Below are 21,633 nucleotides of genomic sequence, written 5' to 3'. Positions count from 1 at the left end.
TCATTTTTGTATGAAATTGTTAATTACTATAACGAATCATGGATTTTTTGTCAAACATGAAAATAAAAAAATTTAGCGATTGTCTGACAATGGGGAGTCTGGTCGTTGGACGCAGTAGGTGCAATGCGGATCTTCACATGCCTCCTCAAGCCACTCATTACAGCTTGCACAAAAATAACTATCGAACGTGTCATCATAAATAATCTGACTTTGACATGTGGTGCATTTTTTGTTTTTTTGAATAGATCCACTAATCTCCAATCCATTTATGATGACTACATCCTCGCGTTGTTCAATTCGCATATTTTTATTATCTCCTAATGATTTTTCACTTCTAAAGTCTCGCTATCAGATTGCCATTGCACATGAACCATTGGCTTTGTCTCTCGTTTAAAAATTTTCTCACTTTCTTTCTTTGTGAAGGAATAATAGCCATCTTTATTTAACTGAACATCGCTTAAACTTTGGGATTCTTTTGTCCCCTCAATCGTGATTTCTAAGGGTCCTAGATCATCATGATTCCCTAGATAAAATAAGCGTAAACCCTCATCACCATTACTGTGATAGATCGCTTTCCAATGCTCACTTTTGGCAATATAGTGCACCTCTTGCTCAGGGCTTTGACAGGCCGCTACTAGAATGACTACGATGACCAATGGAAAAAGCCATTTTTTCATTGAACATTCCTCCTAACCATGTATGGTGACAGCCCATCCTGTAGGTTTTTCTTCAAAAACATCTTCGTATTGTGTAAAAACAAAATCAAATCCTTGGATATCTTCTGGCAAGGGTGGTGTCACAATAAATGTACTGCTTTCATGCCCATTCGAGCCTCTTGTACCTCTAATTTGGCATTCATAGGACTCATCAATGAATAGACCAAGATGTTTTCGCTCTAATTTTTGTTGAATCGTTTGCTCTGGTTCTTGCTGCTCATCCCAATCAACTAATAACTGCACAATACTGGCATTTTCATATTGACGAATAGAAGAAAGCGTATACAATCGCCCTCCCTTTTCTACCGTTTGTAACACAGGGATATAGTGACGGAAGCCTGTTGGTTCTACTTTTGGATTATAGTATTTTTCTCTTCTCATTAAGTGAAAGAACATAGCTAAAAAAGTGTGATCGAAACCATATTGCTGTGCCCATTCCGAAATGATTCCATCTGAGGGAAAACCTGGGGTATGACTGCATACCTCTTTACGTTGCTGTAAAAGTGCACATATTTGCTCATCGATTGCGACTAGCTTTAAGTCATAGCTATTGCTTGAACATTTGGACATCCATATCCTCCTTCACCCTACAAGTCCTTCCTCTTTCTATACGATATTCCCACCATTTGGTTCCATAAACGGCCTAAATTTACTTTTAAGCACCAAAAAAGCTATCCAATAAATTGGATAGCTAATGGACTACCACATCATTGTGCCAGCTGGTCGAGTCTGCTAATTGATAGGTAACCATATTGGCAGTGACAGCTAGTACAACACCTGCTCTGGACATATGAGAAGGATTCGGCTTTTCCAGTACAAGGACAACATAGCCCTCTCCTCGACCTTGTTCATCAATAGCATTCATCGCATTGATTTCAAAGGTAGAATAAGACTGCTCGTTCGTTGCATAGAGAAGTTTTTCCTCACGATAAACACCATGCTCTTTTAAGTTATAGCTGACAGGCATCCACCCTTCAGACCACTCAATACTACCTATGATATCTCGTTTCCTTGTGACAAGACGGCCAATGGAATACGTAAAATATATTTTCATAATTGCTTGATTGTCTTCATTTCTCCCTTCACAGGTGGCTGTCACGTCAAGCATAATATCATTTTTTGAAAACTTTTTCCTAAACACTAAAGCCACAGTGATAACACAGATAAATAGTACTATACTACAAATGATAAATGCCATTAGGTCCCTCCTAGTATCACAATTGCTGTTACTATAAGATTACCATGATTTAGGAGGGATAGGTGCTTTTCATCAAACAATCTTAGGAATTGACACAGGCATAAAGGATAAGACAAAATTTGCTCTGCAATTGGTTATTTGTTTGCTTGTAGCTCGGCAGTTAGCGTAAAGGGTATTTTTAAATATTCATATTGAATCGTTATTTTCCTGATATCAGGAGCTTGGACTTGAACCGCATAATGCTGAGGCTCCTTGCCAATGGCTTGTGGATCTATGTATTGCCGAGGTAAAATCGTACGCTGTGATAACTTATGAAAGGATAGATGCTCATTTCCCTCTAGCTTAGTTTCCGCCTCGAATGGTTCTGACTTACTAATGACAAGCTCTGTACTCTCAGGAAGCCGGTCATTGACAAGTAGCTGTGTTAGCTTGATATCACGCAAGCCCTTATTCTCAAGTGCAATGATTTTGACTGCCTCATTCCCCTGCTTACTTGTATAGCTTTCGATGGCGAGTGGTGGATTACTTTTGAGATAAATCATAAAAACAGCTCCGACCACAAGCACACTCAGTACTAAAATAAATAGTATTTTTTTCATGCTTTCCCTCTCTTTCCTCATCCACAGTATAACAAAAAACAACCTGACTTATTGGAAGTCAAGTTGTTTTTGTAAACGTATTTCATCTCGTATCGGAATGCCGTCATCGCCGAGTAATGGGATAGAAGGCTTATAGACCCTCGCTTTTTCAACTGCATTACGCAGTATTTCTATTAAACAATACCCTCGTTTTTGATAGAACTTTAAGGCATGCAAATTATCATTTGTGGTAATTAAAGAAATGCTTGCACAGTTTTGTTCCACCGCTGTCTGTTCGACGGCTTTCACAAGAGCTGTCCCAATGCCTTTGCCCTCGACTGTACTATCTAATGAAATGATTTCACAGTCCCTTTCTCGTATAATGTAGGTGATCAAACCAATCATTGCTTGTTGCTCATTTACAAAAACAAAGCCGTCTAATTCACTACAGTTATAGATACCACTGGAAATGACCATCTCGTTCGAACCCCAATGCTCCTGAAAAAATTGGTTTACCTCTTGTTTTGGCACTTGATGAATAGCCATAATTGTCATATAAAATTCCCCCTTTTACATTGAAATATGAAAAACACCTGCAATGGCCTTTTGTATGCTTAGGAACACAGCCCATGACAGCACACCGAGACCAATCGCGAGTACAATATGCATCGAGGATTTCATCGCCATATAAATAACAAAAAGCATACACATCGTTGCTGGTAAACCAACGATGACACCCACTGTAAAGCGCTGAATATGCTCACTTGGCTCACTTTGCACCGTTAGCCAAATAATACTTAAAATACTGACCAATGGTAATGCGGCAATAATTCCGCCATAGGTAGGAAACCTTCGTGCCACCTCTGTCACAATACCAATGATGGCTGCTGAGCTCAGGATTTTAAAAAATGTATACATTATTTTGCCACCTCACTTAGACGTCGAAATGCCTGGAGGATGGCTTGCTGTTCTTGTTCAGTTAGCTGATGAAGGGCTTGCTGTAGCTTAGCATCATCTAACTCCGAGTTTTTCTTCAGCACCTGTAGACCTTGTGCTGTTAAATGAAGTATCACTTTACGCTGGTCGTCACGCCCTCGTTCTTTCGTCACCCACCCATGACGCTCTAGCTTTTTCACATGCTCTGATGCTGTATTATGAGAAATATTTAATAATCCTGCAATATCACGCACCGTGACTTCCTCTTCCTTTTGAATCATCTGTAAAATACGTACGCTTTGATGGGAAATAACATCCTCATGTGTTGTATGTAGATGATAGAATATCGTTGTAAAATAGTCATTTATCTCTTTAATCATCATGCTAACTCCTTTGATATATCGCTTTATGCGATTATATCGTATAAAGCGATATATTAAAAGATAGCTTATTAAAGTTTATATTTTCAGATATTTCTTTTGAATAGATTGAGTGAGACACGCCTTCTCAGAAATAGTCTCTCTATTTTTTGTCCCCACCTATCTTTCTGCATATTTTGCTAAATAGGATGAAGAGGTAATTGTACACAAGCATTTTCCACAGTATCATTACTTTCTTCTGAATTTAATTGAAAGCATCCTATGTTATACTTTCTCTATTTTTTAGTAGGTGGCACCATTATGGTGTTAGCGCTGCTGCTAAGCCAATCTAAGTATTGATTTTTGTACAGCCTGCCAATACTCACGCTTATAATTAATATAGGCATGCAAATGAAAAATAGGAAGGAAGATACCTTTCATACCGTCTTACAAAACACCGTTTTTGGAGCGGTTGGCATGCTGTTATTTACTATGCTAGCCTTTAGCTGGTTTAAACCAGGCATCTCTGTCATGAGTGCACTCGCTATCTATTCTATCTGGCAAATATATTTTGTCGATGTTTGCTTAACAGGGAAAAGGAGCTATCCATTCGATAGCTCCTTTTATGTGGAGAAGAACTGTCATTTTATCTCGTAATAGCTTTTATCACAAAAACCCCACCACAATGCGATAGCGGATAAAATATAAGCTGACAAATATCCTGTAACGAGGCTTTTAGCTCCTCATGGACAAAATAAAATTCATCATCATCCCAGTAACCTTTGCTGTCTTGACGGCATTGTTCCAGCTGCGCTCTTGTTTCAAAGGCAACATCGCCAATTAATATTTTACCAATTGGCGTTAGCTGCCGTAGTAATTGTGTAATATACGTAATCTTCTGCTCATCTGTAAAATGGTGAAGTGCATACGTACTAACAATGGCATCGTATGATTGCTGTAATAGCGCTGGTGGCAAGCCTTTCGTTAAGTCCCACTCGATTAAGTTGGCCTGTGGCATTTTTTCCTTCGCAATGGCGATCATATTGGATGAGAAATCGAGGCCATTGATGGCGTGCCCATGTTCATAAAGCTTCGCTGTTAATACACCTGTCCCAAAGCCAATATCTAAAACAGTGGAAGCGGGAACCTCCATTACTTCATTAAAAATTTTATTTAAAATCGCTTTATAGCCTGCAAATGGATATTGATTATTTTCTTCACTTAGTTGCACGGTTTGATCATACCCGTCCGCCCATAAATCAAAGCCTTGTTTATTGAGTATCATAATGCCTCCTACAATTGATAAATTCTCCAAGTAAGCGTTGTTTTCCATGCAGTCATCTGTTTCATAAAAAGTCCCCCTCTGTCAACCAATTTAGACCATTATACCAATTTTCTACCTATCAAACAATTCAGAAAATAAGTAGAACTTTAGCATTTATCAAAATGTCAAAAGATGTTATAATAATCGTAGTTTTCTTTCAAGGAGGAATCGACATGAACGCATTCACTTGTAATGCTCATTAGTGGTTACTTGAAGGTTTTTAACACTTTTTAGGTTGACATTTCTGATATATGTTAAGTTTTCTCTTATTTTTTTGTTTGTTATAGGTTGTTTGAAACTATTTAAATCTTTCTAGTTGGTCGCCTTTTTGGTCGCTCAATTTTTAAGTGACCACTCTTAGAAAGAGTGGTCTTACCTTTATTGAATATGCACGAATTTATACTTTTTAGGTGGTGTTGCACTATGGAATTAGTTCACTATACTGAGAATATTATGGATGAGTCATTGAAATACACTAAATCCTATCATATATGGAAATCTTTTGGTTACAAGAAAATACCTAACTCAAATAAGTTGCAAAGGTACATACTCAGACAGAAGTTAATTAAAAAGGAGGACTTTTTAAGAAACGAAATCTTTCTTTTTACTTTTATTTTAATGGTCATAAAAACTCCTAACCTTCAAACTAGAAATAAAGTTTTCAAATATTATCTAGATATTTTGAATATGCAAGATATATCTCTAGTTAGAAACTTCGGTTTTAAATCTCATGATGAACTTTCTTGGTATCATTACTCTGCTATTCAAGATTATTTAGAAGTTAAAACTGATGATTTTGAAGAACTTGTTAAAATCTTTTCAGGAAGGTTTAAAAGAAAGGTTAGCGATTTTAGTTATGAATATTTTTATATTCATTTTGGTGCTTATGAAATGTTAGATTTAGAAGGATTAGAAGTATATTTAGATAGACTTTTTGGAGATAAAACATTCACTGATGAATGGAAAAAGATATATTAAATTCATGAAGAAGATCCATTTTTATTGCAGTGTACTCCATAACCTTCCATATAATTTTGTATGCGTTCTGGTTAAATAAGAATTATTATATAGTTTCTTACTAGGTGGTGACATTTTACATATAAATGCCGATTGTAACTCTCCTGCTGCTCGAATACTCACAATTGCATGGTGTGCGGGTAACTTGACCGCTTCCTCAATTGGTATAGTATCTTCAAATCGATGTTTAGCTAAATCAAAAGTTTTTATATGGTCGTTCATGAATAGAAATTGTTGCACGCCTCCACCTTGTAAGTTTTCCTGTAAAGATGGTGATAGTTTATTCCAATGATGAAATGCATACAAGCTCCCTAAACACTCTTTCCTGCCTTCTGTACTTATACGTCCCATTAGCTTGCTTAATCCATCTGTCTGATACTGTTCAGGCTCATTAAATACCATAAAACAACCATTTTCCTTTTCTTCTTTCGACATCAACATACGAGTCATAAATGTTTTAAGCGTAACCCAATGTACTAGTGTTTTGGTTGCTAACTCACCTAACTTGCGATTAGGGATACGTAGTATTATGACCTTACCTTCACGCATCCATTTAGCAAAATCTACGCTCTCTAGAGGTTCTTGAGCGAAAATATCATAAAGCACATCATTTCCAAAAAATTGATCTAGTCGATTTAAAATAGCATCTGCTTTACTGCCCAAAGTGTCATTTGTGCCCCAAGTCATTAACTCTTTCGCTAAGCGTTGGTTGCCTGACTCAATGAGCTGCGCAATGACATCTATCCTAAAATCTTCATCCTCAATTATTTGCATTATTTTAAATAGTGAACCTCCTGCCGCTTTAGCAGCTACTTTTAAATACTTTTGTGATCGAGTGAGTCCATCAATTTGCATAAAGTCAATCATTTCATCTGCAAAACGAGATGCCCCATTACGACCAAGCTTCTTAATGACCTCTGTTAAATCCATTGGCACTTTGTATTCATCGTCAGAAAGGTCAATATCTATAATCTTATCAGGAGGTATCGAATCACGTATGCTGTCAGCCATACCCCTACCATATTCATTAATGGCATCTGGAATAACGAAGCTAACGTTATTTTTCGAATTACATTCAACAACCCAATTAACTATAGCTGTGTCCTTTCCTGCACCTTGACCACCAATAAAGGTATACCCACGATAAAACTCATCGGGATTATTTGTTGGCATGAAAACATCTATTTTAGAGTCCTTAACTTCTGCTACTCCCAAATGTATGCCGTTTTGATCTTGCATAGCTTTAGAAATATCCACTTCAACCTGCTTTTTAGTGTTTAAAGCGTCAGCATACTTCCTTTGCAGCTCTTTATTGGGCATCATCATCGCCAGTTTGCTCATTTCATCTGTACTCACTAAATTAACATTTGGATCATGACGAGTTGTAGTATTGAGCTTTAAAGAGTTCATTTCATCAATGATTTTTGCTCGTTTTTTCTTTGCTGATACTTTCACGTTGTGCAGCTCATTCGTTTCTGCTAAATCTTGCAAAGCAAGCGAGATAGATTCAGCCACGCTGTCTCGTGTCAATCTATCGGCAGAGTGAGAAGCTACACGTATATGAGAACGAAAAACAGGTAAGTTACCTTTTTCTCGGTTCAGGTGTGTCGTACCTATTTCATCCTCTAAAGAATGAGCTTTTGTTATCACATCTTTCTTTTCAATCTTTTTATCTGATTTAAAAAAAGAATTATTGAATGCTTGGAAGATGTCTGTGATTAAATCGTTTATCTCATTAATAAGAGCACTAGCACCTGATTTAAATGCGTTGCCAATACGTTTACTATTCACTGTAGCTCTTTGAGGTACTTTTCCTTTAGTTGCTTTTTCATACGTCCATTGAGCATTTTTCACCCACTTGTTACGGTTCTCGACCTCGTTACAGATACTTAAACGCGCTGTATCCCCATCATATTGAAGTTCTTCGATTACGTTTAATATGTTTGATATTGGTGTTTTCACATCGTTGGAATTGCTATTTAAACTAAATATGTCATGCTTTAAGTATCTTAATTCTTGGACTATTGTATTTTCAATCGGTATATGTATATCTTCCATAGTTGCTTCATTAAAAGTGACACTCATTTTATTTTCAATTTTTCTTTTCAATTTTTGAGCCTGAAATTCACTTGTCGCAACATAAAACTCTATAATCTTCTTGCCATTTCGCTGTTTGAATAGTACTTCAAACCAAAACAAATCCTTTTCTCGGAATCTGAATTTGAAACCTTCTCTTTCTATACGTGATCCGGGCTTTTCATACATCTCATACATTTTATACAAGGCACGCCACAAGCGTTTATTGTTATTTGTGACATTTGCATGCGGAATAATGCGATATACAATCATATTATTCCGCACATACTCAAAATAATTTGATACTTTTAATTTATTTTTTAGATTTTTGAATGTAAATATAGATTTAGACGTTTCCTCACGTAATGCAGGCAAATACTCATTTATCACAGTTGGATAGTACATTGTCATATTAAGCACCTGCCAATATACAAAGCGATGAAATTAATACACATGAATACACACCTAAGGGTTTTATCATACCTTGCCCTGCTGCTGTACAAACAATAACTGCTGCACCTGTAGCTAAAGTTGCATATCCAGTTAAGTCTGGTAAAATCCCTATAAACCAATCCCATGATGTACTTATTACACTGGTAGTCGTTTCAATTACCGACTCTTTAATATAGGCAATTAATTTACGATCTACTTCTTCAATCCATTTGTCGATAAAATTCATTACTCCATCCCTTCTATATTGATTTTAGGAAGTCTCTAATATCTACAGCATGGCGAGCAAGTAAGTAGCCACAACATACACCAATCAATAACTCAATAGCCTTTGAACGATGTCCAAGAGTCCATGCAGCTCCTGCAAAAATGATTACTAGTACTACTCCCGCATCAAAAATGTTCATCACTGCATCATACACATTTTTGAATGTACTATCCGTTGTAGCAGCAAACACAGTAATGGGTGTTGTCACAAAAGTAATTGGAATTGATAATGTAATTAATTTAGGCATTATAAAGGATGATTTCTTTTTGATTTCATCAATTTCAACTAGCACCTTAGTCAAGTTCGGATTCTTATAATCTTCTTTTAAAAAATCATAAGCAGGGTTTAAAATCATCTAATCGCCTCCACGTATTTATTATTCACCTCATGGTAAAACTAATATCAAAACATTGAGAGGACGGATAAAATGCCTTTTATAATTAGATTAGGTATCGGAGCTGCTATCGGAATTGCCACTAACATTATTGGAGCGTTTCTTTAATTGTTCCTGCATACGAGCAAGCTTTTCTTCTGCTGTTTCAAGCGATGATACTTGCTCGTTTTTATTTTTTTCAGATGTTACCTTTGTTGCTTCTTTTAGAGCTATGTCTGCAAGTATTAATTTTTTTACATAGCCAGAAAAATTCCGTCTCTTTACGTGGTCTAAAATTTTCTTATCTGATTCATTGTTACGGTTAAAGGCTACAGGTTTTGAAAATCTGTTCTTTTCCATGACTACCACTCCTCACTAACGATATGAGCGATATTAGCGTATTATACATAAAAAATGAGGGATTTTGAGTCCGCCATGTCATGAAAGCTAATAGCGCTTGCTGCTATATAGCTTATGCTCGTATATTCATAATAATGTCTGTCCAAACGAACAATTTGCAAATGTTTTTTATCAACATTTTTATTCATCTGCGTCTACAAATGATGCTTTTTGTATGCGATCAAATGAAATTCGTTTTATTGAAAACTCTGTATCTAATAGTAACTCCCTTTTATGCGTATCAGTGCCTGTTATCAACACTACCTTGTCATGTAGTTTATTATGGTCCCACAGCGTTAATTTAACATATTTCCTCAATTTAAACGCTCGCTGGATGGTTTGCTCGATTTCTTCAAGCTCCCAATCAGTTAGTTCACGCTTTTTATCATAAAATTGCTCTTTTTTCCACTCCTTCAACAATGTTAGATGCTCTGGTAGCATCATTGCTGTCCATTTCATTGATCCTCGATCATTTAACATTGTTCCCTCTCCTTTGCTAAAACAGAACGTTTGTTTTTATATATAATAGAACAAATGTTTACGTTTTATCAAATGTAAAATATGGGAAAAAATCAGGCACTTCCTTTTGAAGATCCTCGTAGTATATAAAAAAAGGAGGATTTAATGAAGAAGAATCCGCAGACTGAGGCGAATAAGCGTTGGCAAGCGAAGAATAAAGAACGTGCAAAATACCTTAGCGCACGATCTGGAGCACGTAGCTTTATAAGAAACCACGCCTTAGAGGAAGATTTAGACGAGCTCATGGAATTAATGTTAGAACGTAAACAAGTATTATTAGAAATGAAAATAAACCAAGATGGCATGTAGCTGTCTTGGCTTATTTATTTTGATTTGTATTTTATTAAGTAATTAATTTGTGAAAATAAAAAAGCCTAGGCTCAAATTAATGAGTACCTGAGCAATGATAATTATTTACTTCGTTGCGCAATGATAATTTTAAGACCTTCGAAATCGCCACCAGTCAATGTACCAGCGTCAAATTTATCTATCCATGACTTATCAATTATTTTTTTGTCCACGGCTTGCTTTATTAAATCACGGACTGCTGCTTTTGTTGTCGAGTTTGTAAATTTCATTGTACTATCATCCTTTTCATTATTATTTGAAATAGTATTATTTTCCATAATAATTTTAATCATTTGTAAAAAATCGTTCCACGAAACAGAAGCATTACCCGAGCGCATAATACGAGGACAATTTTTCCCACTGTAATAGTTATGTTGTACAACATCTTTGATTGTAAGATTTTCGTCTTTCAAAATTTTCGCAACTAGTGCTGCTGTATTTTGTACAGTTCTTACATAATTACCATCACTATTTACACACATTTCTACATGGATAGCCTCATTGTTCCCCTGTGTACTACCTGCTGCCCAACATTGATAATCATGTGTAAAAGACTGAATTGCTTCTCTGTCATCCACAGACCAATGCCAACTTGCTTGACGACTGTTACCGTTAGCTTGAAGTCGAGCGTGGTTGTCTGCTCCACTACCTTTTTTTATATTGTCAGTTTCATGAATACACACTTTCTTACGAATGTTTTTACGCCCTGACGTCACTTTTGTAGCAACATTTGTCGAGACTAGTTGTTTTCTAATTGTCACCATTTTTCATCATCCTTCGGTTTTTCATATTTTAAAGCTTGCACACTATCACTAACCTCACTAGTCGTCGGGTCTATTACAATACCTAACAAAATCAAAATGCTTAAAATGGTATTAAAAATAGCAGTGGCTTGTTCACCAACCGCTTCAGGTAAACTGTATCCAAATGCAGCCGTTACTTGTTGAATGAGTAATAATAAAAATGCGAACAGTGATACTAAAAATGGCTTGTGTTTTAAACGTACTTTCCAATTAATCTTCATCTGTAATTCCCTCCATTTTGTTTAATCGTTTATGAGCTGATTTCGCTGATTCCTCTACACGTGTAACACGCTGCACAACATCTTGTACCTTCTCATCGTTTGCTTTCATATCCAAACGAATATCTTTCATATCCAATTGAATATCACTTACACCTTTACTGATGTAATGTAGCTGTGCACTTACTTCTGCTGATTGTCTTCCGTCATCTTTAATGCTTTTTGTTTTATTGAGCTGATAGCCTTGTATTGCTACAATAAGCGATAAAATTGTTAATACAACACCTAATTCTACTGTCAATCGTCATCACCAATCCTTTACTTTTTTGGTTGCCACAAGAGTTTAAGATTTAATCCACTCTCCATCCTGCCCCTATTACTCAGATAGCGCATAATAAAAACACCTTCGTAAACGAAAGTGTTTAAAAGTATCTATATAAACATAACCATAACGCTTTTTATGTCATGATTATGGAAAGTTATTGCATTACTCATTGCTAAAATTTTTGTTCCTTCTGTAATTTTTTCGCTTCTTGACGTTGTTCTTTTTCAACTGCTTTTAAATACTTTTCATAATCCTCTAGCATACTTATTGCTTTGTCCAGATTATCTTTATTTAAAACAGCTTTGTCTAAATCTTTTTTAATATCTTCTTCAGACTTATTAGGATTGTCACTTTGAGCACGTGCAATTCTCGTCATATCTCGGAGAGCAGAATTAATTGTATCAATGTGATCTTTTTTAACTTCTTTCGAGAAAGATTGACCGTCTGCATCTTTTAAGCGATCATACATCATTCCATCACGCAATTTCCTTAACGTTTTCATATCATCTTGCACTTTTCGATATAGCTTTAAATCTTCAGGAGGGGAATACCTAATACCATTTGAAGCATAATCCCTTTCTTTTTCATCTAGTTCTTCGTAAAACTGCGTTATAGAATTTGTACCACCGTCGTTGACGCTAGAAGTTAGATATCTTTCTGTATAGCTCCTTCTCAAGCCCTTTGTATCTGGCTTTTCAACAACACCCGCAGTAATAAGTAATTTGTCTAGTCCCCACAAATAACCTTGCCCCATTTGCCCAAATTGCGCTTTAAATGTTTCTTCAAGTGTCATTGGTGATTTATTTAACTTCCTTCCTAGAAACTTCATTATTTCGGATGTATTTTCGTTATATTGGTCAGGCTTTTGAAGCTTTTGTAAAGACATCGGTACAAAATCTCTTTTGAAGTTTGCATTTTTTTCAAATACATAAGAATACCACACCGTTGCAAGCGTTGGTAAAAAACTAGGTGTCATTGTAGAAAGAGCATTCCCATAGATTTTATCCCAACTTTGTTTATCTTCTTCTCTTGATGAATCTAAAAATTCACCAAATAGTTTTTCAGGAATCGTTTTGAATAATACACCTAATTCGAAAGGTATTGGTATTTTTACAAATTCTCCTCCGCCCATAGGTATCATCCAGTTCATATCCTTTTCCCATGAATCTAATTCTTGATATTCTTCGTCGTCACGGTTCATGGCATACAATAACAAGGTAGGTAATGTTACTAGTGTCAACGCACGAATTGATGTTCGTGTAGGATGTTTAGCAAATGTTCTCGCAATATTATCTGGACCTTGCAAAGATACATTAAAGAATAATGTGATTTTATTAAATTCTCGTACACCACTTCCAAAACGTTTATAATCGACATCTGCTTCACGTGAGGCAAGTGCGGCTTTTTGTTTACTACCTGTTTGCTTCTTTACAACTTGATACTCTGCTAACTTCAATGCTTGGTCTAACGTATCATTAAAAGTTTGTAATACTTTAAATGGTAAACTGACTGTAGATTTTGCTATATACCAATTTAAAGCCAGTCGTTCTTTCCTAGTTCCTTGTTTCATGCTTTTTAGATAGTGCCAAGCTTTCTTGTTCAAGGCAATTTTATCAAGCTCTTTGTTTAAATACTGTTGTTCTACTGATATAAAAGTAGATTGAGCACCACCAGATTTCCACCATTCAGAAACAGCCTTACTTTCAGGAATTTTCGAATTTACATCTGAAAATACTGATTTCAAAACAGACCCCCATGCTTTTGCTACACGTGCTGGGTGAGTAGCATAATTAAACCCTGTCGCCTCCGTCTTTACTAATATTTGAGCTAAAGAACGCCAAAATGTCCGTACAGTAAAATACGGACTCGCTGTAATCCCTGACCGAATAAGGTTGTTAGACTTTTCGAACGGTTTAAAGAAAATACCCATTGCTTCAGAAATAGCACGGTTGTCATATGCGATCAAAGAATTATACAGTATATCATCATGGACTTTATAAAGTCTTGGCTTACCTTCTTTCCAAACCAGGATTTCGTTATTGGCAGCACTAGGTTTGAACATTGGTTCAAACACTTTAAACGTTTGTTCCATGTCCAAATCTTCTAGCATATCCGCTTCTAAGCCCGCATCTAAAAGTGACTTTTGAATTTGCTTAATTTGCCCCTCGTAAAGTTTCATTTTGCTAGGAATTTCTTCTATGATGTCTCTTGTTACTTCTGCCGCAAACTCACTATCAGGATTCGCTAACTCTCCCATTGCATGACCAACAGCGTTTCTATCAGCTAAACCGAAATAAAGGTGCGTATTACGTATAATGCTTTCGATAGGATTTACGATATTCCTCGCTGACCCCGTTTCCGTCATTCGTTTTATCCCTTGTTGCTGGTTTGTGTATTGTTGGCTACTTCCTCCGCCAGAACCTCCCTTACCTTTTTCTCCCGTTTCAGTCATCACTCGATAAAACGGCACATAGTATGGATAGGCTTCTTTCAACTTGCCTGGCAATTCTTCTGGAATTAGATGGCCGTCTACTAACACTTGCAATAATTCATGTTGATACTGATAAATCCTTTCAGCTTGTGCTTCGTATCGACTGCCTGACTCTAAATACTGTTTCATCAAGTCTGGACTTAATGGCGTTTTGGTTTTCCCTTTTTTCTCTATCAAGTACAATCCATGTCTCGCCACAAGATAACGCCCAAATGATTCAACATCATCAACATCCTTTAGAATACTTTCTAATGACTCTCCTGTACGTTCACCTGTGACACTATTAAATGTTTCTCTTTTAATAAACGTTGCAGCCCTCGCTACAGTACCACGTGTCAATACAGCCATTTCATATGCATTGTTACGTCCTTCAAATTTTATTCCCGTTTCCTTTTCTATCTGCTTTAAGGCATTGTATATTGGATGCTCTTTTTCAAACACTCTGGCATACCATTTTGTAATAAATTGTTTTGGTGTTAATCGTTTATTCTTTCCTTCTCCAATGGAAGATACAACACCTCGCAACTCTTGTTCAGCATCACGATTCATCCAGTCCATCATCTTAGCTTGCAGGCTTTCTAATGGTTTTGACCATTTACTTTTTTCAAGTCCTTCAGCGACTTTTCGATGCAGTTGGTCACTTAGTTCCTGATAATCTACATTCGCTTCCGTTTCAGCATATAAGTATTGACGGAAATATTCCGCAACACCTTCTTTAGCTTTTTGCAAAGGCGTCATAGATTCAGGAAGTTCTAAATTGGCTTCAGCAAAATTAATCCACTCTTGCTTTAATTCAGGATCGCTTGACCATCCGTGTCGAATATCAAAACGATGCCCCAATTCATGAGCAATAACTTCAAAATCTCCATAATCTTTTGTACGGATAATAGAAAATTTATTTTTATAAATACCCTTTGCTTTTTGACGGAATTGCCCAACATCTAAACGCACTTGGAATTTATCTTTAATGTATTTAAGAATATCAACTCGTGTAGTTTCCCCTTGTGTTACTTGATCTTCTTTTCTTTTCCCTTGCCTTGCGTTAACGAATGTTTCTGTATTTGAATTTTGTGCGCTTCGTCCACTCGGTTTATTATTTCCTTCACTATTTCTGGTCTCGCCACCAAATAAATCGGTTTGTACATCGTCCGTCTCAGCACTCACTTTCTTTATGGCCGCTTCAAATAATTCATCTTTAGTAGGTGCATTCTTTTCAAATAAACTAATTTGATTAGGATTTCCCGAATTTCTTAACACATCTGCATATGATTCTAACAAGCTCTTATATGCCTTAGTGCTCTTTCTTGCTTTCCCTTCTATTACAACTCCCTTATCAAATAGTTGTAACAACTCTTTTGACACATTAGATAGACCATCATTAAATAAAGAAGCTTGATTTAAAAAGTTTTCGACTGTTACACCTTCTTTTCGTAACTCAGAAAACTTTTCTACAGCAGCTACGAAATCGGGTGATACATCTTCATTGAAATAAGTACCAGCGTCTATATTTTCTTTTACATTAGCAATAGTTGGAGCTGCTTGTAACATGGCATTCGTTAATGTTTTAACATTGTTATCGTTCGATTCAATCATTAATAACAACGCATCGTTATTACCATAGGCTTTAGCTAGAATGGCGTTTTGTACTCGTCTCAAACCATCCTGACTAAGATTACCTTCAGCAGTCATTAATAACCCTCGTTCATTTTGTGGCACTACAGATTGAATGAATTGTGATATGAAAGCTCTATTACTCGCTACATTCAAATCACCATTTTCTGAAGGACTGAACAAGTACATAACTTTATTAGTTAGTTTTTTTGCATCTGAGACAGCTTGTTCAGTTGCGCTCATAACCGCAACATTAGAAACATTTGCTTCTTCAACAAACGTTTGGCGATTTACCTCATTTGTACGCACACGCACCAGAACGGGTTGTTCCATTTGTTCAATTGAAGCCTTGTCTAAACCATATTTTTCTGCATGGCTCTCTAGATAAGACTTGTAATCATTTGCCGTATCATAGTTCTCCTGATACATCTTTTGCATCGCTATTGCACGACCATTACCACTTTCAACCGTGTAGTCCTCGGATACAATCGGTGCACCATCTGAAGCCTTAGCCGACTCTACTACTAATTCAGGATTTAACTTTTGTGCCATCGTTGTTACTTGTTGTTTTGACGCTTGGCGACTTCGGTCTCGTGGTTGTAACTCAGCAGGATAATCAGGATTTGTACGTAGAGCCGTATCATGTGAAGCTATTAATTGTTTTGCATCTATAACCTCATAACGGAATTTAATCTCTGTACCCGCTTCCGTATACGCCTTACCAGATTCACCGACCACTTTAGATTGCGATACCTCTTGCGTATTTACTTTCTCTCGTTCATTTCGATTTTCAACTAAAGGCTCAGCTTTTTCCTGATTTCCCTCAACTTCATTCGAAAGAATGTTTTCACTTTCCTTCTGCATAGTTGATTCATTGTCTTGCGGTGAATGTACTTCTTTACTGCGATAATTGAACGTTTTCTCAACTACTTTATCAAATGCTTTTAACCAATCCGCATTTTCTTGGTAATATTCATCATTACGCAATTCATTAACAGCTTCTTCTACAGTCATACCATCTGATTCAATCATCTCATTTACAGAATCAACTAGGTCTTTTTTGAAATTTGGAGGTAATTGAATGTCCCCCACTGTTTCTTTATCCATAGGTTGTTGAGATTCATACTTGTCATTATCTAATTCGTCACCATATTCAATTTCTTCAATCGGATCAGCCAACACATTCGCTTCACTTCTTCGCATGTTCACTTGTTCAATAGAGGCACGTGCAACCTTTATAGTACGACCATTCGGAGTTTCTACTTGAATGTGTTTTCCTCCATCATCTTCTACTACAGTGTAAGTAGTGTCTGCTCGTGTACCTTTTAACTTTATTTCATCTCCTGCTTCTAGGCTTTCAAACAACTCTCTTGGTTGTTTAGAAGCACTTTCCTTCCCCTGAATATCACTTTGTTCTTGCGCAGGATTATTAACAGGACTAGTCATCTCAGGCATGTTAATATTCAAATTTTCACTTATCCCTTGTTGCAGGCTTGGTTGAATCTGCTCATTTTGTAATGGAGAATTCATAGTAGCCGCAACATCTTGTGTAAGCCCTGCCTGATTACTTAATTGAGGTTGCCCCAAAGCTTGTTGCAACAACTGCAAGGGCGATGCCACTTGTTCATTACTAACATTCGGCTGTTGTAACGATGCTTGCCTTACGCCAGGTAATTCAATTGATTGCCCTTTTTCAGCTATTGCAAGGGGATTAAATTTATAGCTCGGTGAATTATCATCGAATGTATATTCTAGTGTATTTCTTTGCTTTTGTTCTTTTAAATTACGTTCCATAGCTGACACACCATTTAAAGTACCAGATTGACGTTCCAGTTCCTTATCAATCATATACTCTCGTGCGCTCTGTCCCGTCGATTCCTGAACATCTTCATACTTGCTAGCCATTTCTTCTAAAGCTTCTAATTGCGCTTCTTTAAATGACTTCCCACCTTGCCTTGCTGAATCTACTAGTTCGTCAAACTCCGTTCTACGTTCTTGCGATAAGGAGTTAATAGTGCGTTGGGTAATATCATCTAACGAGCTACTATTTGGCGAATTACTTTGGGTTTCCGATGGATTACTTGCCCCTTTTACACTTTCTGAATGTAATAACGACATACCACCTGTACCTACTCCACCAAGTAAACCACCTATTACCATAGCTTCAACTGTGCTAGGGTCAGTCCATTTAAATTCATCTCCCAATGCTTCTGCTGAGATTTTATTTTGGAGTCCTTCTTGGACACCTTCAGTCATCGCTCCCCCTGCTGTAGTTGCACCTAATTGCCCAACACGCCCAAGCCCAACCTTAGAAAGACCTTTCGTTAAAGGAGTCATAGCAAGCGTTAGTTCAAGCGCACTTGTACTACCCGTTAAAGCTAAATTCTTTTTGAATGTCTCATCTGCCGCTTCCTTTGCCGCCTTTTCATCCATCCCACGATTTTTAGCTTCTTCATAGACAGAACCCGCTTCCATTGCACTTTCTAGCGTTGTCATTGCCGCTGTACCACCTGCAACCCCCGCAATTGTCCTAGCAAGCGTAGGTAGTTTCGTTAAAGCTGTAGCTCCTTTAATACCTATACCAACACCACCACCAAGCAACATTGTTCCTAACTGCGGTAACTGTCTAGTTACATTTGTTGCGTAGTATTCTGGGTCAAGCAAGTTACTCCATGTAAATTCCTTGCCATTTTTATACGCTTCTCCATATCCTTCTGCTATATTTTTACCAAAGTCAGAAACCCCTTTACCAACTGTATCCATACCCAAATAATCTAAAGCACCGCCTATTTGACCGATAAAATCGCCTGTACCAGCTCGTAAATTTGTTCCTATTTTCGCTGGAAGAGTTTCGTTTTTATTATCATGAACAAGAGCTCCTCCCAACATGGAATCACTAGGTAATTTTTCTGTTGTATCTTTCTTTGCTGCATTCCACCCATCAACCATGCTCTCCCAAAATGTTTTCTTTTTTTCTTTTTTGTCGGTTTTCTCAGTTGACTTTTGAGAGACTGATTGTTTTTGTTGAGATGAACTTTTTTTATTATCCTCTAACAACGCTTTCGTGTTTGCTGCTCGACCTTGTTCTCCTGCTGTTTTTTGCATTGCTTTCGCTAATTGTTTAGCCGCATGATTTTCATAAGTAGCATCACCTAATCCCTTTGAAATCAATTGCGCCTTAGAACGAGTGCTATTAAACTCTTCCATCGAAGGCATAGTAGGTGTTGCCTTCAAACGTTGTCGGTCACGTTTTTTCCATTCTTCATAACTAAATGCCATCCCTATTCCTCCTTCAAAAGAAAAAACGCTAGCAATCTGCTAACGTTTTAACATAGATAAAGCATCGTTTAACTCCTTTTTAAAGCGATTCAATACACTGTTTTTTATATTTTGTGGTGAAGATTTGAAATAAACATTCACTTTCATACGTTCATTGTAGACTCGCTTCAAAACGTTTTCCCAAGACATACCACTTTTAACCCCTGCATTTTTGAAAATCGTAAACGCTCCACCAGCACCGTGCTGTACACCTATTGACCAAATCATATCTTGTATAGCTGCTGGAACTTTACTAGGGTCTATACCTGTAGCTTTTTGGAATCTAGAAGCAGCAGGATCATAGTGAGTTTGTTTTGCGTAATCATGTTGCGCCGCTTGGAATTTTTCGGGATTTTTAGATGCCTCAGCTTTCCAAGCTTTATCAAATGCTGCCGTACCCGCTTTTAACCCTTTTAATGCACCACCATATTGATTAGCAAATTTTTGAGCATGTCCACTAGCAGTCGTTAACTGATATGTTCCATATGAAGCTCCACCTATATCACCTTTTGTATGTGCTACAGTACCCGGATTTCCACTAGATTCATACTTTGCCGAAAGCGAACCTAAACCACTATGAGAGCCTCCACTCGAAGTGGAGGACTGCTTAGGGAGTACCGTAAACAGACTTACTTGAACCAGAAGTAGCAGCATCTTTGATTCCTGGGAATTTATATTCCAACGAATCTAATACCGATTTCACATTGACACCATTTTGTGACCATGTAGAAGCTGATTCAGCAATAAAAGCTATCGCCTCACCTATATTTTTAGCTTTTAACGCTTCACCAATGGCTGCATTGGTATTTTGTTCTGCTGTCTTAGCATTGATTTCGAGGTCTGCTAATTGTTGCTTGTACTGTACTTCTGATTGTGTAGCAAAGCGATCAATCTCAATGCGAGCTGCATCTAAATCTAAACCTCTAGATTTTAAATCCGCTTCTATCATTGCTTGCTGTTCCTCAAAGTTCATTTTTCTATCAAATGAATTTTCCTCAAAATCCATTTTGCGCCCAAATGAATCCCGTTCAAATGCTAATTGATCTTTCTTCAATCCTAGCTCGCTATTAAATTGACGTGCCGCTTCAGTTTGCGTACTCATTCGACTTGCGTTAGCAGCCGCTTGTTGTGCAGTTACATTCGCACCAAATAATGTATCTGCATTAATACCCATGGAACTTAATTGAGAACGAAGTTGTTGCGCTCTAGTCGAGTTACCTAGTTTCTCACTTTTAGTAATGCCACCTTTTTCATTTTCTTGTTTTAGTCGTAACAACTCATTTACTAAAGATTGAGCACCAGTCGGTGTATAACTACCTGTCATTTCTCCAACCGCAAGAGCATTATTGGCTTTCATCTTCTGATTTTCCATAGTATTCATCCCTGCACCACCAAGACTATTTAAGGCATTCATCGCTTGGCGATACGAAGAATCAGCACCAAGCATACTGACATCGACACCTTGCGAAACTAATAATTGACGAGCTGCATTTGCGTCTGCATTCGCTTTTTTACGCTGTTCTAATGATGCACTCGGGTTCTCTGCTATCTGTTTGGCATTTAATATTGCTTGCACCGCATCTTGTGTTCCCTGAGTTAAATATTTACCCGTAACCGCCGCTTCATCTAAAGCAAATTGCTTATCGTAACGACGTTTATCTTCATCAAAACCTTTGTCATATCGAAGATTATCTTCAGCAAAAGTTTGTTGGAATTGACCAGCTCCGATTACTGAACTCAATAGATTCTGTAATGACGCTGCGCTTTGTGACTGCTTGTTGTTAAAGTTTGCAGCAAGCCCCGGAATGGATGCTAATACTGCATCTGACGCACCCTGTTTTATTTGTCCTAAACGATCTGTAGTCACAGCACTATTTAAGATACCTCTTTCATTGAGCAATTCCATAGCTTGCAACCCTGCGGCATCCGCTTGTTTCTGACTTAATTCCACCATAGATTTATAAACAGGGTCTTGGTCAGGGTCATAGTATTGCGAACCACTGGTAGCTCCTGATAATGCTTTCTGTATCATATCTGTTGTCATCCCTAGATAATCTGGTACAGTTTGCTTAGACTGCCATCGTTCATCGACACTCGGGGTATTTGTGACCGATTGGACACTTTGATTAGGTAGTTTGTTATTAATGGCATTTTGATTATTCGATGCTAATCCGCCATTCGCCATATCTGTTCCCTGATTTGCATTTACTTTCGCCTTAGAATCTTTAAGCCTTTGTGCTGCTTCTTTTAATTTTTGTTGCATTAGGTCTGCGCTACTATTTACCACCACACTCACCAACCTTCCT

22 protein-coding genes are annotated in these 21,633 nt (G+C 37.2%); 3 read left to right on the top strand and 19 right to left on the bottom strand.

Features of this window, described 5'->3' with window-relative positions; translation table 11 throughout:
* Positions 1-317: 317 nt before the first annotated feature.
* From AC6BKE_RS18240 to AC6BKE_RS18210, 7 genes are all read right to left on the bottom strand, one after another.
* Positions 318-677: a hypothetical protein gene (locus AC6BKE_RS18240; RefSeq protein WP_058843181.1), complete on the bottom strand. Its 360-nt coding sequence runs from the start codon at positions 675-677 to the stop codon at positions 318-320.
* Between the two features lie 12 nt (positions 678-689).
* Positions 690-1,286 (bottom strand): hypothetical protein, encoded by a 597-nt coding sequence (locus AC6BKE_RS18235; RefSeq protein WP_499857593.1) that lies wholly within the window; start codon positions 1,284-1,286, stop codon positions 690-692.
* Positions 1,287-1,407: 121 nt separating this feature from the next.
* Positions 1,408-1,914 (bottom strand): hypothetical protein, encoded by a 507-nt coding sequence (locus AC6BKE_RS18230; protein ID WP_058843180.1) that lies wholly within the window; start codon positions 1,912-1,914, stop codon positions 1,408-1,410.
* A gap of 134 nt (positions 1,915-2,048) precedes the next feature.
* Positions 2,049-2,513 (bottom strand): hypothetical protein, encoded by a 465-nt coding sequence (locus AC6BKE_RS18225; RefSeq protein ID WP_058843179.1) that lies wholly within the window; start codon positions 2,511-2,513, stop codon positions 2,049-2,051.
* Positions 2,514-2,561: 48 nt separating this feature from the next.
* On the bottom strand, positions 2,562-3,047 hold the full coding sequence (locus tag AC6BKE_RS18220; RefSeq protein ID WP_342545163.1) for a GNAT family N-acetyltransferase: 486 nt from the start codon (positions 3,045-3,047) through the stop codon (positions 2,562-2,564).
* Positions 3,048-3,062: 15 nt separating this feature from the next.
* The gene (locus tag AC6BKE_RS18215) at positions 3,063-3,410 is read right to left on the bottom strand and encodes a DUF3147 family protein (RefSeq protein WP_036122492.1); all 348 of its coding nucleotides are present in this window, start codon (positions 3,408-3,410) and stop codon (positions 3,063-3,065) included.
* Positions 3,410-3,808 carry a MarR family winged helix-turn-helix transcriptional regulator gene (locus AC6BKE_RS18210; protein ID WP_082673673.1) on the bottom strand — a complete coding sequence of 133 codons (399 nt, stop codon included), beginning with the start codon at positions 3,806-3,808 and terminating at the stop codon, positions 3,410-3,412. The genes AC6BKE_RS18215 and AC6BKE_RS18210 overlap by 1 nt, the downstream gene beginning before the upstream one ends.
* A 390-nt stretch (positions 3,809-4,198) precedes the next feature.
* Between AC6BKE_RS18210 and AC6BKE_RS18205 the strand changes: the two genes are divergently transcribed.
* Positions 4,199-4,444 (top strand): hypothetical protein, encoded by a 246-nt coding sequence (locus AC6BKE_RS18205; RefSeq protein ID WP_211663864.1) that lies wholly within the window; start codon positions 4,199-4,201, stop codon positions 4,442-4,444.
* On the opposite strand, the gene AC6BKE_RS18200 is transcribed toward AC6BKE_RS18205, so the two are convergent.
* Positions 4,434-5,072, bottom strand: a complete 639-nt coding sequence (locus AC6BKE_RS18200; RefSeq protein WP_499857591.1) for a class I SAM-dependent methyltransferase — start codon at positions 5,070-5,072, stop codon at positions 4,434-4,436. The genes AC6BKE_RS18205 and AC6BKE_RS18200 overlap by 11 nt on opposite strands.
* 462 nt (positions 5,073-5,534) lie before the next feature.
* On the opposite strand from AC6BKE_RS18200, the gene AC6BKE_RS18195 reads away from it, so the two are divergent.
* A complete protein-coding gene (locus AC6BKE_RS18195; protein WP_499857590.1) occupies positions 5,535-6,089 on the top strand; it encodes a hypothetical protein in 555 nt (184 codons plus the stop codon).
* Positions 6,090-6,110: 21 nt separating this feature from the next.
* Here the strand turns inward: AC6BKE_RS18195 and AC6BKE_RS18190 are convergent, their stop codons facing one another.
* The 5 genes from AC6BKE_RS18190 to AC6BKE_RS18170 form a co-directional block, all read right to left on the bottom strand.
* Complete coding sequence (locus AC6BKE_RS18190; protein WP_499857589.1) at positions 6,111-8,615, bottom strand: type IV secretory system conjugative DNA transfer family protein; 2,505 nt, start codon at positions 8,613-8,615, stop codon at positions 6,111-6,113.
* 1 nt (position 8,616) lies between these two features.
* A complete protein-coding gene (locus AC6BKE_RS18185) occupies positions 8,617-8,883 on the bottom strand; it encodes a hypothetical protein (RefSeq protein WP_499857588.1) in 267 nt (88 codons plus the stop codon).
* A gap of 13 nt (positions 8,884-8,896) precedes the next feature.
* Positions 8,897-9,277 (bottom strand): glycosyltransferase, encoded by a 381-nt coding sequence (locus AC6BKE_RS18180; RefSeq protein ID WP_499857586.1) that lies wholly within the window; start codon positions 9,275-9,277, stop codon positions 8,897-8,899.
* A gap of 90 nt (positions 9,278-9,367) precedes the next feature.
* Positions 9,368-9,655 carry a hypothetical protein gene (locus AC6BKE_RS18175; protein ID WP_499857585.1) on the bottom strand — a complete coding sequence of 96 codons (288 nt, stop codon included), beginning with the start codon at positions 9,653-9,655 and terminating at the stop codon, positions 9,368-9,370.
* Between the two features lie 180 nt (positions 9,656-9,835).
* A complete protein-coding gene (locus AC6BKE_RS18170; protein ID WP_499857584.1) occupies positions 9,836-10,174 on the bottom strand; it encodes a YolD-like family protein in 339 nt (112 codons plus the stop codon).
* A 144-nt stretch (positions 10,175-10,318) separates the two neighbouring features.
* On the opposite strand from AC6BKE_RS18170, the gene AC6BKE_RS18165 reads away from it, so the two are divergent.
* Positions 10,319-10,522 (top strand): hypothetical protein, encoded by a 204-nt coding sequence (locus tag AC6BKE_RS18165; RefSeq protein ID WP_089932755.1) that lies wholly within the window; start codon positions 10,319-10,321, stop codon positions 10,520-10,522.
* Positions 10,523-10,623: 101 nt separating this feature from the next.
* Here AC6BKE_RS18165 and AC6BKE_RS18160 read toward each other — a convergent pair whose 3' ends face one another.
* From AC6BKE_RS18160 to AC6BKE_RS18135, 6 genes are all read right to left on the bottom strand, one after another.
* Positions 10,624-11,325, bottom strand: coding sequence for a peptidoglycan recognition protein family protein (locus tag AC6BKE_RS18160; protein WP_499857583.1), 702 nt, complete (start codon positions 11,323-11,325; stop codon positions 10,624-10,626).
* Positions 11,319-11,585, bottom strand: a complete 267-nt coding sequence (locus AC6BKE_RS18155) for a phage holin (protein WP_499857581.1) — start codon at positions 11,583-11,585, stop codon at positions 11,319-11,321. Before AC6BKE_RS18155 ends, AC6BKE_RS18160 begins: the two co-directional genes overlap by 7 nt.
* Positions 11,575-11,883 (bottom strand): hypothetical protein, encoded by a 309-nt coding sequence (locus AC6BKE_RS18150; RefSeq protein ID WP_499857580.1) that lies wholly within the window; start codon positions 11,881-11,883, stop codon positions 11,575-11,577. Before AC6BKE_RS18150 ends, AC6BKE_RS18155 begins: the two co-directional genes overlap by 11 nt.
* 196 nt (positions 11,884-12,079) lie before the next feature.
* Positions 12,080-19,288 carry an LPD38 domain-containing protein gene (locus tag AC6BKE_RS18145; protein WP_499857579.1) on the bottom strand — a complete coding sequence of 2,403 codons (7,209 nt, stop codon included), beginning with the start codon at positions 19,286-19,288 and terminating at the stop codon, positions 12,080-12,082.
* Positions 19,289-19,327: 39 nt separating this feature from the next.
* Positions 19,328-19,981: a VgrG-related protein gene (locus AC6BKE_RS18140; protein WP_499857577.1), complete on the bottom strand. Its 654-nt coding sequence runs from the start codon at positions 19,979-19,981 to the stop codon at positions 19,328-19,330.
* Complete coding sequence (locus AC6BKE_RS18135; RefSeq protein WP_499857575.1) at positions 19,935-21,590, bottom strand: hypothetical protein; 1,656 nt, start codon at positions 21,588-21,590, stop codon at positions 19,935-19,937. Before AC6BKE_RS18135 ends, AC6BKE_RS18140 begins: the two co-directional genes overlap by 47 nt.
* Between the last annotated feature and the right edge of the window lie 43 nt (positions 21,591-21,633).

It is taken from the genome of Lysinibacillus sp. COL-1 (genome assembly GCF_059814265.1).
The sequence above is the reverse complement of the archived record's forward strand: the minus strand, read 5'-3'. Positions and strand labels throughout refer to the sequence as shown.

Coding starts and splice junctions, on each gene's coding strand:
- AC6BKE_RS18235 (WP_499857593.1), bottom strand. CDS start 1,286: ATGTCCAAATGTTCAAGCAATAGCTATGACTTAAAGCTAGTCGCAATC.
- AC6BKE_RS18195 (WP_499857590.1), top strand. CDS start 5,535: ATGGAATTAGTTCACTATACTGAGAATATTATGGATGAGTCATTGAAA.
- AC6BKE_RS18175 (WP_499857585.1), bottom strand. CDS start 9,655: ATGGAAAAGAACAGATTTTCAAAACCTGTAGCCTTTAACCGTAACAAT.
- AC6BKE_RS18170 (WP_499857584.1), bottom strand. CDS start 10,174: ATGTTAAATGATCGAGGATCAATGAAATGGACAGCAATGATGCTACCA.
- AC6BKE_RS18180 (WP_499857586.1), bottom strand. CDS start 9,277: ATGATTTTAAACCCTGCTTATGATTTTTTAAAAGAAGATTATAAGAAT.
- AC6BKE_RS18215 (WP_036122492.1), bottom strand. CDS start 3,410: ATGTATACATTTTTTAAAATCCTGAGCTCAGCAGCCATCATTGGTATT.
- AC6BKE_RS18240 (WP_058843181.1), bottom strand. CDS start 677: ATGAAAAAATGGCTTTTTCCATTGGTCATCGTAGTCATTCTAGTAGCG.
- AC6BKE_RS18190 (WP_499857589.1), bottom strand. CDS start 8,615: ATGACAATGTACTATCCAACTGTGATAAATGAGTATTTGCCTGCATTA.
- AC6BKE_RS18155 (WP_499857581.1), bottom strand. CDS start 11,585: ATGAAGATTAATTGGAAAGTACGTTTAAAACACAAGCCATTTTTAGTA.
- AC6BKE_RS18225 (WP_058843179.1), bottom strand. CDS start 2,513: ATGAAAAAAATACTATTTATTTTAGTACTGAGTGTGCTTGTGGTCGGA.
- AC6BKE_RS18220 (WP_342545163.1), bottom strand. CDS start 3,047: ATGACAATTATGGCTATTCATCAAGTGCCAAAACAAGAGGTAAACCAA.
- AC6BKE_RS18135 (WP_499857575.1), bottom strand. CDS start 21,590: ATGCAACAAAAATTAAAAGAAGCAGCACAAAGGCTTAAAGATTCTAAG.
- AC6BKE_RS18145 (WP_499857579.1), bottom strand. CDS start 19,288: ATGGCATTTAGTTATGAAGAATGGAAAAAACGTGACCGACAACGTTTG.
- AC6BKE_RS18200 (WP_499857591.1), bottom strand. CDS start 5,072: ATGATACTCAATAAACAAGGCTTTGATTTATGGGCGGACGGGTATGAT.
- AC6BKE_RS18205 (WP_211663864.1), top strand. CDS start 4,199: ATGAAAAATAGGAAGGAAGATACCTTTCATACCGTCTTACAAAACACC.
- AC6BKE_RS18230 (WP_058843180.1), bottom strand. CDS start 1,914: ATGGCATTTATCATTTGTAGTATAGTACTATTTATCTGTGTTATCACT.
- AC6BKE_RS18160 (WP_499857583.1), bottom strand. CDS start 11,325: ATGGTGACAATTAGAAAACAACTAGTCTCGACAAATGTTGCTACAAAA.
- AC6BKE_RS18140 (WP_499857577.1), bottom strand. CDS start 19,981: ATGCTGCTACTTCTGGTTCAAGTAAGTCTGTTTACGGTACTCCCTAAG.
- AC6BKE_RS18210 (WP_082673673.1), bottom strand. CDS start 3,808: ATGATTAAAGAGATAAATGACTATTTTACAACGATATTCTATCATCTA.
- AC6BKE_RS18185 (WP_499857588.1), bottom strand. CDS start 8,883: ATGAATTTTATCGACAAATGGATTGAAGAAGTAGATCGTAAATTAATT.
- AC6BKE_RS18165 (WP_089932755.1), top strand. CDS start 10,319: ATGAAGAAGAATCCGCAGACTGAGGCGAATAAGCGTTGGCAAGCGAAG.